General features: G+C 68.9%; 20 protein-coding genes. 13 read left to right on the top strand and 7 right to left on the bottom strand.

Translation table 11 applies throughout. The annotated features are described in order from the left end of the window. Positions 1 to 419 precede the first annotated feature (419 nt). Positions 420 to 626 carry a CsbD family protein gene (locus ACQEU1_RS16845; protein WP_191305353.1) on the bottom strand — a complete coding sequence of 69 codons (207 nt, stop codon included), beginning with the start codon at positions 624 to 626 and terminating at the stop codon, positions 420 to 422. Positions 627 to 829: 203 nt separating this feature from the next. On the opposite strand from ACQEU1_RS16845, the gene ACQEU1_RS16840 reads away from it, so the two are divergent. The 9 genes from ACQEU1_RS16840 to ACQEU1_RS16800 are packed head-to-tail and all read left to right on the top strand — an operon-like array spanning position 830 to position 4,652. Then, a complete protein-coding gene (locus tag ACQEU1_RS16840) occupies positions 830 to 1,387 on the top strand; it encodes an RNA polymerase sigma factor (protein WP_285645137.1) in 558 nt (185 codons plus the stop codon). Further along, a complete protein-coding gene (locus ACQEU1_RS16835) occupies positions 1,378 to 1,920 on the top strand; it encodes an Asp23/Gls24 family envelope stress response protein (protein ID WP_382439643.1) in 543 nt (180 codons plus the stop codon). The genes ACQEU1_RS16840 and ACQEU1_RS16835 overlap by 10 nt, the downstream gene beginning before the upstream one ends. A 4-nt stretch (positions 1,921 to 1,924) precedes the next feature. Next, entirely contained in the window at positions 1,925 to 2,272 is a 348-nt protein-coding gene (locus ACQEU1_RS16830) for an Asp23/Gls24 family envelope stress response protein (RefSeq protein ID WP_433202003.1), read from the top strand. After that, positions 2,266 to 2,559, top strand: coding sequence for a hypothetical protein (locus ACQEU1_RS16825; RefSeq protein WP_433202000.1), 294 nt, complete (start codon positions 2,266 to 2,268; stop codon positions 2,557 to 2,559). Before ACQEU1_RS16830 ends, ACQEU1_RS16825 begins: the two co-directional genes overlap by 7 nt. 57 nt (positions 2,560 to 2,616) lie before the next feature. Then, a complete protein-coding gene (locus ACQEU1_RS16820) occupies positions 2,617 to 3,060 on the top strand; it encodes an Asp23/Gls24 family envelope stress response protein (protein WP_433201997.1) in 444 nt (147 codons plus the stop codon). Positions 3,061 to 3,071: 11 nt separating this feature from the next. After that, complete coding sequence (locus ACQEU1_RS16815; RefSeq protein ID WP_089922533.1) at positions 3,072 to 3,248, top strand: hypothetical protein; 177 nt, start codon at positions 3,072 to 3,074, stop codon at positions 3,246 to 3,248. 2 nt (positions 3,249 to 3,250) lie between these two features. Next, complete coding sequence (locus ACQEU1_RS16810) at positions 3,251 to 3,601, top strand: Asp23/Gls24 family envelope stress response protein (RefSeq protein WP_433201994.1); 351 nt, start codon at positions 3,251 to 3,253, stop codon at positions 3,599 to 3,601. Next, positions 3,598 to 4,116, top strand: a complete 519-nt coding sequence (locus tag ACQEU1_RS16805; protein ID WP_433201991.1) for a DUF6286 domain-containing protein — start codon at positions 3,598 to 3,600, stop codon at positions 4,114 to 4,116. The genes ACQEU1_RS16810 and ACQEU1_RS16805 overlap by 4 nt, the downstream gene beginning before the upstream one ends. Continuing rightward, complete coding sequence (locus ACQEU1_RS16800) at positions 4,113 to 4,652, top strand: alkaline shock response membrane anchor protein AmaP (protein ID WP_433201988.1); 540 nt, start codon at positions 4,113 to 4,115, stop codon at positions 4,650 to 4,652. Before ACQEU1_RS16805 ends, ACQEU1_RS16800 begins: the two co-directional genes overlap by 4 nt. Positions 4,653 to 4,655: 3 nt before the next feature. On the opposite strand, the gene ACQEU1_RS16795 is transcribed toward ACQEU1_RS16800, so the two are convergent. The 5 genes from ACQEU1_RS16795 to ACQEU1_RS16775 form a co-directional block, all read right to left on the bottom strand. Beyond that, positions 4,656 to 5,687 (bottom strand): hypothetical protein, encoded by a 1,032-nt coding sequence (locus ACQEU1_RS16795; RefSeq protein ID WP_433201985.1) that lies wholly within the window; start codon positions 5,685 to 5,687, stop codon positions 4,656 to 4,658. Further along, entirely contained in the window at positions 5,684 to 5,929 is a 246-nt protein-coding gene (locus tag ACQEU1_RS16790; RefSeq protein WP_433201982.1) for a hypothetical protein, read from the bottom strand. Before ACQEU1_RS16790 ends, ACQEU1_RS16795 begins: the two co-directional genes overlap by 4 nt. A 730-nt stretch (positions 5,930 to 6,659) precedes the next feature. Then, positions 6,660 to 7,661: a lipoyl synthase gene (gene lipA, locus ACQEU1_RS16785; protein ID WP_433201979.1), complete on the bottom strand. Its 1,002-nt coding sequence runs from the start codon at positions 7,659 to 7,661 to the stop codon at positions 6,660 to 6,662. Positions 7,662 to 7,758: 97 nt separating this feature from the next. Further along, positions 7,759 to 8,649, bottom strand: a complete 891-nt coding sequence (locus ACQEU1_RS16780) for an oxidoreductase (RefSeq protein WP_433201976.1) — start codon at positions 8,647 to 8,649, stop codon at positions 7,759 to 7,761. Then, entirely contained in the window at positions 8,646 to 8,954 is a 309-nt protein-coding gene (locus ACQEU1_RS16775; RefSeq protein WP_433201973.1) for a hypothetical protein, read from the bottom strand. Before ACQEU1_RS16775 ends, ACQEU1_RS16780 begins: the two co-directional genes overlap by 4 nt. A gap of 89 nt (positions 8,955 to 9,043) precedes the next feature. Here ACQEU1_RS16775 and ACQEU1_RS16770 point away from each other — a divergent pair, with 89 nt between their 5' ends. The 3 genes from ACQEU1_RS16770 (at position 9,044) to ACQEU1_RS16760 (ending at position 11,276) form a co-directional block, all read left to right on the top strand. Next, positions 9,044 to 9,634 (top strand): TetR/AcrR family transcriptional regulator, encoded by a 591-nt coding sequence (locus tag ACQEU1_RS16770; RefSeq protein ID WP_382439655.1) that lies wholly within the window; start codon positions 9,044 to 9,046, stop codon positions 9,632 to 9,634. Positions 9,635 to 9,700: 66 nt separating this feature from the next. After that, the gene (locus ACQEU1_RS16765) at positions 9,701 to 10,384 is read left to right on the top strand and encodes an SDR family NAD(P)-dependent oxidoreductase (RefSeq protein WP_433201970.1); all 684 of its coding nucleotides are present in this window, start codon (positions 9,701 to 9,703) and stop codon (positions 10,382 to 10,384) included. Positions 10,385 to 10,670: 286 nt separating this feature from the next. Continuing rightward, a complete protein-coding gene (locus tag ACQEU1_RS16760; RefSeq protein ID WP_093600134.1) occupies positions 10,671 to 11,276 on the top strand; it encodes a response regulator transcription factor in 606 nt (201 codons plus the stop codon). A 57-nt stretch (positions 11,277 to 11,333) separates the two neighbouring features. Here the strand turns inward: ACQEU1_RS16760 and ACQEU1_RS16755 are convergent, their stop codons facing one another. Continuing rightward, the gene (locus tag ACQEU1_RS16755; protein ID WP_433201966.1) at positions 11,334 to 12,407 is read right to left on the bottom strand and encodes a sensor histidine kinase; all 1,074 of its coding nucleotides are present in this window, start codon (positions 12,405 to 12,407) and stop codon (positions 11,334 to 11,336) included. Positions 12,408 to 12,834: 427 nt separating this feature from the next. Here ACQEU1_RS16755 and ACQEU1_RS16750 point away from each other — a divergent pair, with 427 nt between their 5' ends. After that, positions 12,835 to 13,650: an AfsR/SARP family transcriptional regulator gene (locus tag ACQEU1_RS16750; RefSeq protein ID WP_189159246.1), complete on the top strand. Its 816-nt coding sequence runs from the start codon at positions 12,835 to 12,837 to the stop codon at positions 13,648 to 13,650. Positions 13,651 to 13,654: the final 4 nt, after the last annotated feature.

Genomic DNA, 13,654 nt, shown 5'->3' with positions numbered 1-13,654 from the left:
CGATCGCGATTGTCACGCGGGTTAGAGGGTCTAACGGTGGCGAGGGTTCGCGAGAGTTAGACGGTCTAGCGTTCGCGAGGCTTGCAGAAATTAGAGGGTCTCGCGGTCGCGACACTCGCGAGAGTTAGACGGTCTAGCGATCGCGGGTGTCGCGCGCGTTAGAGGGTCTAGCGGTCGTGAGACTCACGAAGGTTAGAGGGTCTCGCGGTCGTGACCCTCACGAAAGTTAGAGGGTCTCGCGGTTGTGAGGCTCGCGGAAATTAGGGGGTCTAACGGTCGCGAGCCTTGGATCGCGGCCGTCTGGGGTCTGACTGTCGACGGCGTCGGCGTGACCAACGACCCCGATGCGCAAAGTTAGAGCCTCTAACCCACGGCGGGGTTAGAGGCTCTGACTTCTGTGTTGCCCTGACGGGCGACGGTCACTTCTTGAGGTGCTTCGCGACGCTGTCGACGACGCCGCCGACGGCGTCCTTCACCTTCTCCACGCCGTCCTTGACGGCGGCCTTGGCCTGGTCGGCGCGGCCCTCGTTGGCGAGCTCCTGGTCGCCGGTGGCCTCGCCCGCGGTCTCCTTGACCTTGCCGCCGAGGTCCTCCGCCTTGTTGCCGATCTTGTCCGACAGCGACATCGCGTCCTCCTGAGCTGACTGCTCGGCCGTTGGGGCCGAAGTTCGTCTGACGCTTGTTCGATACCCAGACCCGCACCTTCGTCACGCCACTGTCGGGTGAAAACCGGGTGAGGGTCGTCACGGGCGGGAAATCAGGAAACCGCGTGACGTTCCGCGATCGAACGTGTCCATCGGGCGACGAAGCAAAAAGTGGGGGTGTGCGCATGAGCGTGGCCGAGGCAGCCGCACTCGACGACGCCACGCTGGTGGCGAGGTCCCGTGACGGCGACATGAGGGCGTATGAGCAACTCGTGCGGCGTTATCAGGGGCCGATGTACCGGCTGGCGTTGCGCATCGTGGGCAGCAGCGGGGACGCCGAGGACGCGGTGCAGGACGTGTTCCTGACCGCGTGGCGGCGGCTCGGGCAGCTCAACGACGACGGGGCGTTCCTCGGCTGGCTCTACCGCACCACCACCAACCAGTGCCTGAACGTGCTGCGCAAGCGCAAACCGCACGCCGACACCGAGCTCGACGAGCACGAGTCGCCGGCGCCGCGGACCCGGCCCGACCGCGCGGTGGAGGTGAACGCGCAGCTCGACGCGCTCCAAGCCGCACTGCGCGGGCTCACTCCCGAGCAGCGGGCGTGCTGGGTGCTGCGCGAGGTCCACGGCCGGTCGTACGACGAGATCGCCGAGGCGATCGGCACGACCCAGCAGTCGGTGCGCGGCAGGCTCGCGCGGGCACGGGCACAACTCGCGGAGGTGATGGCGCCGTGGCGGTGACGTCCGACTACGTCCTGCCGTGCGGGCGGGACGTCGAAGAGGTCTGGGAGGCGATCGACCTCTCGGACGAGCACACGCGGTCGTGTCCGCACTGCGCGGCCGTGCGGGAAAGTCTGCTGGTGCTGCGCGCGGCCACCGACGAGATGGCGCGCGAGGAGGTCGAGCCACCGTTCGACCTGGTCAGCCGGGTGATGTCGGCGGTGCGGGCGGACGTGCGCCGGTCGGACGTCGTGCCGTTGCCCGGCGACGGGCTCGCCCGGATCAGCACCCGCGCGGTCGCGGCCGTGCTGCGGTACGCGGCGGACGGTGTCGACGGCGTGCGGGCACGGGGGTGCCGCGTCGTGGAGGCGCCGGAGTCGACGGGGCTCGACCCGGTGATCGAGGTGGAGCTGAGCATCGCGATCACGGCGTCCCTCGTCACGCACGCGGCGTACGAGGAGGTGCGGCGCCGGGTGCTGGCCGCGGCCTCCGCCCGGATCGGTGTGCGGCTCGCCCGCCTGGACCTCGTCGTGGCCGACGTTCTCGAAGGATGAGCGAGTGATCGAAGCAGTCGTGTCCGCTGCGGCGGTGGCGGCGGTCGCGGTGCACGCGGCCGAGAGAGTCGCGGGCGTGCGGGTGCAGCCCGGCGTCGCGGGCCTGGTGAGTTCGGTGGTGCGCGCGGCGCGTCAGCAGATCAAGGGACTGCAGCCCGCGCCCGTGGAAGGCGTGCGCGTGCGGCGGTCCGGTGTCGCCGTGCTGCTGGAGGTGGACGTGGTGATCTCCGGGATGGACCAGGCCGCAGCCGTCGCCCGCGCGGTGCAACGGTCCGTGCGTGCGGTCGTGCCGGAGCTGACCGGTGTCGAGGTGGAGTCCGTGGTGGTCACGGTGGTGGACGTCGCATGGTGATCGTGGCGGAGTTGTTGAAGGCGCTGGAGAAGGTCGACGGGCTGCGGCCGTCGGTGCCCGACCCCGCGCGGTCGTGGATCGCCTGGGACGTCGACGCGCTGGCCGTCGACGTCGAGGACGAACTGGTGTGCGTCCGGGTCGTCGCCACCCGCCTGCCGCTGGCGATCGACGAGGCCGGTGCGGCGCTCCGGGCGGTTCTGCTTGGCACGCAATGGGAAGACGCTCTTCTGCGCATCGTTGTGACCGATGTGGACAAACGTGCGCTTGATCACCTGAACGGGTCGTGACGTTTCCGGCACCACCCGTGTCGATCTGATGTGAACGCCTTGAAGGAAGGGAACGCGATGAGCACGCAGGCTGTCGAGAAGGTCCACACCGCCAACGGGAAGCTGGTGACCGACAAGGGGTCCACCACCATCGCGGACGTCGTGGTGCAGAAGGTCGCGGGCCTCGCCGCCCGCGAGATCCGCGGCGTGCACGCGCTCGGCGGCGGCGCGACGCGGGCGTTGAGCGCGCTGCGCGACCGCATCCCCGGCGCCACCGCGAGCGCGGGCCAGGGCGTGTCGGTCGAGGTCGGCGAGAAGCAGGCCGCCGTCGACCTCGAGCTCGTCGTCGAGTACGGCGTGCCGATCGCGGACCTCGCGAGGTCCGTGCGCACCAACGTGATCACCGCGATCGAGCAGATCACCGGCCTCGAGGTCGTCGAGGTCAACATCAACGTCAACGACGTGCACATCCCGAGCGACAACGAGGGCGAAGAGAAGCCCGAACCCGCACGCGTGCAGTGAGAGGAAACGCCATGAGCACCACCGCACTGGGCCTGCTGACCGGGCTCGCGCTCGGCCTGGCCGCCGCGTTCGGGGGCTTCAGCGCGTTTCTGCTCGTGCTCGTCTTCGGCGCGCTCGGCCTGATCGCGGGCCGGGTCGCCGAGGGCAAGCTCGACCTCGCGCAACTCCTGGGCAGGGACAGGGACTGACGATGACGACCACGCTCACCGCTCCCCAGCAGGGGACGACCCAGCACGGAACGGCCCAGCCGGGCCTGACCACCGTCGCGGACCGCGCGGTGGGCCGCATCGCCGGACGTGCCGCCCTGGAGGTGCCGGACGTGCTCGACTGCGCCGTCACCGCCCGCGTCACCGGGGGAGTGGCCACCCTCGACGCCCGCCTCGACCTGCGCTACCCCGCACCGGTCGCGGCCACCGCGGCACGGGTCCGCGCCCACCTCGTGGCACGGGTGGGCGCCCTCACGGGCCTGCGCGTGTCCGTTGTGGACGTTTCGGTCGTCGTGCTGCGCTCGGACACCCCGCAGGTGAGGAGGGTGCAGTGACGCGCCGCTCCCGCCGGGCCCTCCCGGCCACGCTGACCGCGCTGGTCCTGCTGGCGGCGTCGGTGCTGGTCGCGGTGACCGCAGTGCAACTGGCGCTCGGCGAACCGCCGTGGCTGCCCTACGACTCCTTGATCGACCGGCTGCACGGCACGCCCTGGTCGGCCAGGGAGGTGGCCGTGGCGGGCGGGGTCGCCGCGGCCATCGGACTCGTGCTGCTCCTGGTGGCGATCGTGCCGGGCCGCCCGCGCACCGCCGCACTGGACCAGCACACCGCCGTGTCGGTGCGGGGCCTGCGCAACGCCCTGCGCTCGGCCGCGGTCGTCGACGGCGTCGAATCCGCCGCCGTGAAGGTGCGCCGCCGCCGTGTCCGCACGGTGGTGCGCACCCGCCGCGCCGTGGTCGACGGCCTGGACGACGCCGTCCGCAGCGCGGTGGAAAGCCGTGTCGGAGAGTTCGCCCTCGCCCGGCCACCGCAGGTCGTGGTGCGGGTCAAGGCACTCAGGAGCGCACAGTGAACCGATTCCTGCTCGGCCTGCTGGGCCTCGTCCTGCTGCTCGCGGGCGCAGCCGCCCTCGCCGTCCACTTCGGCCGGGTACCGCAGGTGGACGCCGAGGCCACCCTCGTCCCCGGCACGGCGCTGCCGCCGGCCTGGGTGCTGTGGGTCGTCGCGGCCGGCGCCGTCGTGCTCGCGCTGATCTGCCTGCGCTGGCTCACCGCCCAGGTCCCGCGCCGCAAGGTGACGGCCTGGCGCTGGGCCGACGAGGCGGGCGCCACCCGCCTCTCCACCGCGACGGCCACCGCGCCGTTCGCCGACGAGATCACCGCCTACCCCGGCGTGCGCAAGGTCGAGGCCACCCTGACCGGCCCGCACACCGCCCCGCGCCTGGCCCTCGTCGTCCGCGCCCACGGCGACGCCGATCTGCGGGGGATCCGCCGCCGCATCGACGACGAGGGCCTGCCACGGCTGCGCGAAGCCCTCGACGCACCCGACCTGCAGGCCACCGTCGAGTTCCGGATGTCGACGACGAAGGCCGACGCACGCGTGCACTGACAGTCAGGTCAGCAGGCTCAGCACCAGGGCACCGGTGACCGCGCCGAACACGAACACCAACGGCAGCAACCAGAGCAGCAACCGGCGGAGGGCCTCACGCGTGACGCCCTCCGCCGGCGCATGCGGCTCACCCAGGTCGCCCCTCCTGACTGCGTCTTCGGCCGCGGCTACCTCCTCTGGCAGGGTCCACACAGCGGTCTCAGTCGTGGCGTCGACGAGCAGCCGACGAGCGGCCTCGGCGTCCGCGGCCAGTTCGGGAGAAGCCGTGAACGCGTCCGAGGGGGCCTGCCGCAGGCGTTGCCAAGCGGCCGCCCACCGGTGCTGCGTGGGCTGGTCGCCCCCGCAGACCTCGATGAAGCACCGGACGGAGTCGACACTGGCCGGCAGCTTCGGCTTCGTGCACATGCCGTGCACGGTGCTCGAGGCCAGCGGGTAGTTCGTGTCGCTCGTGGCCTGCGCGAGCATCTTGTAGGAGAGGCCGGTGCCCTTCTTGATGCTCTCCAACGCCTGCGCGAACGCTGTGGCCGACGGCAACAGGTCGGGGTCGGGCCACAGCGCGGAGTCCGCCTTCGAGACCTGGGCCGCCCGTCGCCACGCGGGTTTCGACAACGTCAACCTGGTCTCCTGACGGCTGATCGGCAGCGGCTTCATGATCACCGTCGTCTCCAGCAGCGTTTCCCCGTGCTCGGGAGGTGACTCCGGCCCGGCAACGTTCGGCTGGAGCGACGCCTGGAGGTCTCGGCGGGCGTGCCTGCGCTTGGTGTGGCTCTTGTGCGCCAGCGACCACAGCTTGAGCACACGGGCTCTGGTCCGGGCGTCGTCGTCGGCCAGGTCGAGGTACGCATAGAGGTGCGTGCGTGCGGGGATGGCGGTGCCGTCCTCGATGAACCTCACTTGCAGCGGCGAGATCTCGTATGCGGCGGCGAAGTCCTCAAGGGAGGTTCCGGCGGCCAGCCGGAGTCCGCGCAGGACTCCGGCCAGCTCGCGTTGCTGCTCCGCCCCCGGAAGATCGTTCCGTTCGGCGGTGACCGTCATCCGCCCGCCGTCTCCGGACGGGAGGTGCCGGAGGACGGGGTGCGCGGCGATGCGGCGCCCTGCACCCAGCGGGCGATGGGCTCCGCGGCGGACGCCGTGCACCCCAGCAGGGCGAGGACGGCCAGCGGATCGTGTCCCTCGATCAACGCGATGAGGACGGCGGCGGCCATGGCTGCCCAGATCAGCAGGCGCATGGCGGGCCAGATGAGGGCGCGCAGCGAACGCCTGAGGCGCTCGGTCATGAGCAGATTCCTTCCGAAAGGGATTTCTTGATCATTTGTGCCGTGGAGCGGAACGACCCGGAGACCGGAGTGAGCGGTTGCAGCCGCGTCACGCCGGTGAAGTCCAGGTGGTGTGCTGGGGATTTTGGCATCACCCGAGCGGGTACATGAAATCACGACACGCCGGTTCATGTTGTTCGCTCAAAGGCGATACCGGGGGCGTTGATCTGAAAGGTCCAGTGCCCTTGGTCCTGAACGTTTTCGAACGTCTGGAAATTGGCGGACGACCAGCCTCCAGCGAGATCCCGATGCCGCCGGACGGCAGGGGGCGGACACCTGAAGGTAGGATCACACGGCGCATCCTCGCTGGTCAGAGCGTTCGAACGTTCGTGGACATCCGTGAACGTCAGCAACCGCTTGAGAGTGCTTGCTGTGCATCGCACTCTTGATGTGCAGCAGATGAGGCCGAAGGTGTGTCCGTGGAGCGGATGCGACCCCAGGAGTGGTAGTGCCCGGCATTGCGACCGTTGCAGCGGTCGCCGGGCACTGCTCACTGATCTTGTGGAGAAAATGCTTGCGCCGACCGGTTATCTTGCCGCGCCCAGCGGTCTGGCGTGGTTCAACCCGGCTGATCACCTTCGCTGTACACGGCGGGTGAAGTCGCCGGGAATTCACTGTCGGAAAGAATCATCGCGCGCAACAAAAAGCAGGCCGGCCCTGAGGCCGACCTGCTTCCGGTGGTTCTGGGTGACTAACGCGGGGCGAGCAGGCTCGTGATCTCCTGGGACGCCGAGACCGTCAGCAGGTGCTGCAGGTTCTCCGGCAGGTCCTCGCCGCGCTTCTGCTTCGCCTGCGCGTACAGGCGGCCCGCGCGGTAGGAGGAGCGGACGAGCGGGCCCGCCATCACGCCGAGGAAGCCGATCTCCTCGGCCGTCTCCTTGTGCTGCACGAACTCCTCGGGCTTCACCCAGCGCTCGACCGGGTGGTGCCGCGGCGACGGGCGCAGGTACTGGGTGATGGTGATGATGTCGCAGCCCGCGTCGTGGAGGTCGGCGAGCGCCTCCGTGACCTCCTCCGGGGTCTCGCCCATGCCGAGGATCAGGTTCGACTTGGTGACCAGGCCGAACTCGCGGGCCTTGGTGATCACCTCGAGCGAACGCTCGTAGCGGAACGCCGGGCGGATGCGCTTGAAGATCCGCGGGACGGTCTCCAGGTTGTGCGCGAGCACCTCGGGACGCGACTCGAAGACCTCGGCCAGCTGTTCCGGGACCGCGTTGAAGTCCGGGATCAGCAGCTCGACGCCCGTGCCGGGGTTCATCTCGTGGATCTGGCGGACGGTCTCGGCGTACAGCCACGCGCCGCCGTCGGCGAGGTCGTCACGGGCGACACCCGTGACCGTGGAGTAGCGCAGGCCCATCGCCTGGACGGACTCGGCGACGCGGCGCGGTTCGTCGCGGTCGAGGTTGGCGGGCTTGCCCGTGTCGATCTGGCAGAAGTCGCAGCGCCGGGTGCACTGCTCGCCGCCGATCAGGAACGTCGCCTCGCGGTCTTCCCAGCACTCGTAGATGTTGGGACAGCCCGCTTCTTCGCAGACCGTGTGCAGACCTTCGCGTTTGACGAGGCCCTTGAGCTCCCGGTACTCGGGGCCCATCTTGGCCCGAGTCTTGATCCACGAGGGCTTCTTCTCGATCGGGGTCTGGCTGTTGCGGACTTCGAGCCGCAGCAGCTTTCGACCCTCAGGTACCACAGTCACGTCCCCACCCTACGCTGCGCACTCAAGTGTCCGGGGTCACGCATGCGCAGGTCAGGGTAAGTGTCCAGAACCGGCTTCCGCTCGAGCGCGGGCAAGCCTACGGAAGGTCTGGAGCGATTCCGGTGAGCTTGGTCGTGAGCTCCCAGAGGCGGTTCGCGGCCAGGTCGTCACGGGCCGCGGCGGTCATGCCGGCCGTGGACGGGTAGCCGCGCAGGCCGTTGAAGCCGCCGGGGCCGTAGTACGCGCCGCCGTGCGCGTCGGGCGACGTCGCGGCGTAGAGCTGCGGCAGCGCGCCCATCTCGACGGACTGCGAGAACAGGCCGAACAGCTTGCCACCTGCCCGGATCACGGCGGACCTGTGCGCGTCGGCCATGTTGTTGGCGAGGTCGGTGGCCGTCATGCCGGGGTGGGCCGCCATGGACTCGACGTCCGGCGCACGGCGTTGCAGCTCGCGCATGAACAAGAGGTTGGCCAGCTTGGACTGGCTGTACGCACCACGCGCGCTGTACGAGCGACGTTCCCAGTTCGGGTCGTCGAGATTCATGCGGCCGTACTGGTGCATCAACGACGACACGGTGACAACGCGCGCGTTGGCGCTCCTGCGCAGAACGGGGAGCAGCAGGAACGTCAGCGCGGCCGGGCCCAGGTGGTTGGTGCCGAACTGGCGCTCGAAGCCGTCGGCGGTGCGGCCGTTCGGGACGGCCATGATGCCCGCGTTGTTGACGAGGACGTCGAGCTTCTCCACCTTCGCGGCCGCCGCGCGCACGGAGGAGAGGTCGGCGAGGTCGAGCTCCAGCACCTCGGCCGAGCCGGGGACGGACAGGCGCGCGGTCTCCCCGCGCTGGACCGAGCGGCATCCCATGAGCACGTGGGCTCCCTTGCCCGCGAGCACCTGGGCGGTGCGCAGGCCGAGACCGGAGTTGGCGCCCGTCACGAGGACGGTGCGGCCTGTCTGGTCGGGGATGTCGGCTTCGGTCCAAGGACTCATGGGGTCATTCCTACCGCCCGGTAACTGCCGAGCGAAAGGTGTGCGTCCAGTACCGCTCGCAACACCGGCTCCTCCGCGGCGAGTTCGGCGGTGACGCGGCCCTCGTCGACGTGGCCCGCCAGCGACGCGTTCTCCATGCGTGCGGTCAGCTTGTTCTGCCAGCGGTGGTCGAGCGCCAGCAGGAGCTCGTGCAGTGAGCCGAAGACGTCCGGATCCACGATCAGCGGCGCGGACGGGTCGCGGCGGGCGTCGCTCAGAACGGCGTCGAGCGCGTCGCGACGGCGGTAGTGGTCTGCCCAGCCCATGTCTCGTACCCCCGGTTTCTCGCATACCCTCGGTATGACATGACCATACCACCGGTACGTACCGTCGGTATGTGAGATACGTTTCGGTCGTGCGAACACGACGCGCCGAGTACTCGGAGTCGACCAGGCAGGCGTTGGTCGACAGCGCCGTCGACCTCTTCACCAAGCGCGGCTACGCGGGCACCTCGCTCGACGAGGTCGTCAAACGCGCCCGCGTGACGAAAGGCGCGCTCTACCACCACTTCTCCGGCAAGCAGGCGTTGTTCGAGGCGGCCTTCGCCCAGGTCGAGACCAAGTCGATCGAGTCGCTGACCGCGCTGATCACCGCCGACGGCGACGCGTGGGAGACCGCGGTCGCGGGCCTGCGCGCGTACGTGCGCAAGTGCTTGGAACCCGAATACCAGCGGATCATCGTCCACGAGGCGCCGGTGGTGATGGGCTGGGAACGCTGGCGCGAGGCCGAGGAGCAGTTCAGCTTCGGTCTTCTCCGCACGGCCGTGCAGCTGCTCGTCGACGCCGGCGAGATCGAGGAGGCGCCGGTGGAGATCATGGCCCGGCTGCTGTTCGGCGCACTGTCCGCGGGCGCGAGCACCATCGCGAGCTCGTCCGACCCGAAGCGCACCGGGCGTGAGGTCGAACGCGCGATCCTGCGTGTTTTGGAGGGTTTGCGCAAGAAGTAGTCGAGTTCGGCCCTAGTGGCCGCGCGGAACGTCGATCACCACGCGGACATTGAGGTGGTCGTCATCATGATCGAACCTGTCAACACGCGCCTGGGACTCGACGGCAAGATCGCAGTGGTCACGTCGGGTACGCACGGGCTCGGTCTCGCCATCGCGAGCAAGCTCTGCGACAACGGCGCCCACGTCGTCCTCACGACTTCAGACGGTGACAACGTCGACCTGGAGCGCGCGAAGACCGTGCTCGCCGGCAAGCCCGGCTCGGTCACCGTCACCCAGCTCGACATCCACGACGAGCACTCGGTGCGGCAGCTGCTCGACCAGGTCAAGCAGGAACGCGGCCAGCTCGACGTGTTCGTGCACCACGCGGTGTCGCCGGACCTCACGCCGTTGCTGAACCTCGTGGAGCCGCTCGCGAAGGCCCTGGTGGACGGCGGGCGTGTGGTCGTCGCCGGCTACACGGTCACACCGGTGCACGGCGTGATCCGCACACTCGCGTTGGAAATGGCCTGGTACCGGGTCGCCGTGAACGCCGTCGTCACCACGGTTGTGGACAACGGCCCCATGAACATCGACCCGGACCTGGTGGACCGGCTCGCGATCAAGAGCCCTTCCGGCCGCGTCACCGTGCCGCAGGACATCGCGAACGCGGTGTCGTTGCTGTGCACCGACGAGGCGGCGTGGATCCAGGGGCAGGTGATCACCGTGGACGGCGGTCTGGAACTGCTGGAGCGGTGGGGCGAGACGCGCTGACTCGGCGCTCGTAGATCGACTTTGTGGGTCGTTCGCACCCTGCCGCACGGGTCGAATCGCTTGTACCGTTTTGTGCTCGTGTGGTCCTGGAGCCGTCCGGTCAGCGATTCGGTCCGTCAGCAATCTGTGAGCGGGCGGTGACCCCAAGTCATCCGCCGATAACCTCTATTAATTGCTCATAGCGCATCTGGAGTAACGGTCGTCGCGCCCGGACTCAATGCTTGTCCTGCATGGTCACCGAGTGTAAGACTCGAAATGGTGACCTGGGGGCAAGCAAGGGGGTCGGATGATCAGAGTGCTACTAGCCGAGGACGTGCAAATGGTCCGCGGTGCTTTGGTCGCCTTGTTGAATCTCGAACCGGATATTGAGGTCGTCGCGTCGGTAGCAACAGGTGACGAAATCATCGCCGCGGTCGAGAAGAACAAACCGGACGTAGCGGTGCTCGACATCGACCTGCCGGGTATGGACGGCCTTTCCGCCGCCACCGTGATCCACGACACCGCGCCCGAGACGCGCACACTCATTCTCACGAGCCTCGGCCGTCCGGGCACTCTGCGGCGCGCGCTGAACGCACGGGTGAACGGCTTCATCCTCAAGGATGCTCCGGTCGGAGAACTCGCTGACGCCATTCGCGGCGTCTCGATCGGCCGGCGCGTGATCGACTCGCAGCTCGCGCTTTCCGCGTGGGACACCGACGAGTGCCCGCTGACCCCGCGTGAGCTCGAGGTGCTGCGGCTCGCGTCGGACGGGGCGGACGCGATGGAGATCGCGACGACGCTGTTCCTGTCGGTCGGGACGGTGCGCAACTACCTGACGGCGGCGACGGCCAAGCTCGACGCCCGCAACCGGGTCGACGCCGTTCGCATCGCCCGCAAGTCCGGCTGGTTCTGAGCCGACCACCTGGTCGGTTGCCTGTCGGCGGCCGGCCAGGCGGCTCGGCGGGTCCGATCAGGGCGCCGGGACCGCCGGGATCGCCGCGTGGACGTGGAACGAGCCGTCACCGATGTGGCGGGCGCTGAACGTGCCGCCCGCCGCTTTGACGCGTTCGGCCTGGTTGCGGACGCCGTTGCAGTCCATGGAGAGCGCGCGCTCGGCGGCGCCGTCGTTGATGACGTCGAGCAGGATGGTCGCGCCGGTCTGGTGCACGCCGATGGTGCAGATGCTGGCGTCGCTGTGGCGCAGGATGTTGGTGACGGCCTCGCACAGGACCGCGGCGAGGACGGTCTCGACCGGCTCCGGGAGCGGGTCGTGGGCCAGTTCGACGCGGACGTCGATGTTCGACGCGGCCAGCATCGCCTTGGCCGAGTCGGACGTGTCCGCCAGCGACAGCGGGCGGTACGAGCGGGCCAGTGAACGCACGTCGGCCAGTGCGTGGTGGGTGATATCCAATATATCGGTGATGTGCTCCTGCATGAACTCCCAGCCGTGGTCCGGCCGGTCGGCGACGATCCGGTGCGCCAACTCGCTCTTCAGCTTGATGGCGCTCAGGCTGTAGCCGAGCAGGTCGTGCAGGTCGCGGGCCACGCGGACGCGTTCGGCGGTCACCGCCGCGGTGGTGGTGACCACCGGGTCGGGAGGCGAGGCGGGAGCGGGCTCCAGGGCGGCCGGCCAGTCGCGGTGGGTGGCGAAGCCGGTGGCGAGGCCCGCGAGGAGCAGGGCCGTGGCCGCGGTGGCGATCATCGCCTCGCCGTGCACGGCCTGGGCGAGGCCGGTCGCGACAACAGTGGCGACGAAGATCGACCAGCCGAGAACAGGGCGCAGGACCAGCAGGGCATTGCCTGCTACAAGACCTGCTACACCCGCCCAGGAATGGCCGAAGAGGACGTACGGCAAGACCAGCAGTGCCGCTTGGGCTGCCAGCACGAGGTGGCGGCGGAGTGCGGTCAGATGCCAGAAATACGACACTTGCAGCAGGACAAGTACCGCTAAATCAATGACCGACACCGCCAATTCGGTGGTCTCACCGGCGAGTAGTAACGCGCGGGTCAGGTCGGTCAGGCACACCGCTGCGAAGACCGCCACGATGATCGCGCGGTATCTCGGTATCGCAGGCGAAGCATTCACGTGCCCCCCAAGAGCATCCGCTCCAGAGCAAAGTATGACCGTCAACGCCGGTCAAAGACCTCGCACGGCGCGCGCCCAGGCCGAATACTAGACATGCGAGGGCAGTCCAGGACGGCAACTGTATCGGTTCAGAATGCGAATTCGCATTGACCTCCCGGCAACTGTCACGCCAATGGACGAGTATTTATGGGTAACAGTCACAGCACGTGTCCGGCTGATTACGGCACGGGACGGTTTGGGTTCGTTTGAGCATATGAATTTCTCACGCCGGGCGCAGTAGTTCGCCATCCGAGAGTCATGGCGGCATACGTGGCGTTCGATAGCCCCGCTCAGGTGAACTTGATGGCACGACCAAGTCGACCGCCGCTGAGCAGGGGAGGCTCCAATGGAGATCAAGGTTCTGGGACCGCTGGAGGCACGGGAGAACGGCGTCTCGATCGCACCGAGCGCGGTGAAGCCCAGGCAGGTGCTCTCGCTGCTCGGCCTTCAGGCGGGCCACGTCGTCACGGTCCCGACGTTGATCGAAGAGCTCTGGGGGATGACACCGCCCAGGAGCGCTCTCACGACCCTGCAGACGTACGTGCTGCAGGTGCGCCGGCGCATCGAGGCGGCCATGCCGGGGGAGGGTCCCGGTGTCGCGAAGAACGTCCTGGTGACCCGCTACGGCGGCTACATGCTGGACGTGCCGCCGGAGAGCGTCGACGTCCGCAGCTACGAGCGGCTCGCGAGCGCCGGTCAGCGCGCGTTCGAGGTCGGCGACCTGGAGTCCGCGAGCCGGCTGCTGCGCAGCGCCGCCGAGGTGTGGCGCGGGCCCGTGCTCGTCGACGTCCAGATCGGCGTCCGGCTCGGCATGGAGGTCACCCGTCTGCAGGAGAGCCGTCTCGGCGTGCTGGAGACGCGCATCGAGGCCGACCTCCAGCTGGGCAAGCACCAGTCGCTGCTGAGCGAGCTCTCCGTGCTCACCGCGCAGCACCCCATGCACGAGAACCTCTGCGCGCAGTACATGCTCGCGCTCTACCGGGCGGGCCGGCAGTGGAAGTCGCTGGAGGCCTACCAGTCCCTGCGCGACACGCTGATCGAGGAGCTCGGGCTTGAGCCGTCCGAAAGGCTCCGTCAGTTGCAGCGCGCGATCCTGAGCTCTGAGCCGTCGCTCGACAAGCCGTTGTCGCCGCGCCAGCTGGAGCGCCAGCTCGCGGGCTGATCGA

It is taken from the genome of Lentzea sp. CA-135723, assembly GCF_050936595.1.
Classification (GTDB): domain Bacteria; phylum Actinomycetota; class Actinomycetes; order Mycobacteriales; family Pseudonocardiaceae; genus Lentzea.
The sequence above is the reverse complement of the archived record's forward strand: the minus strand, read 5'-3'. Positions and strand labels throughout refer to the sequence as shown.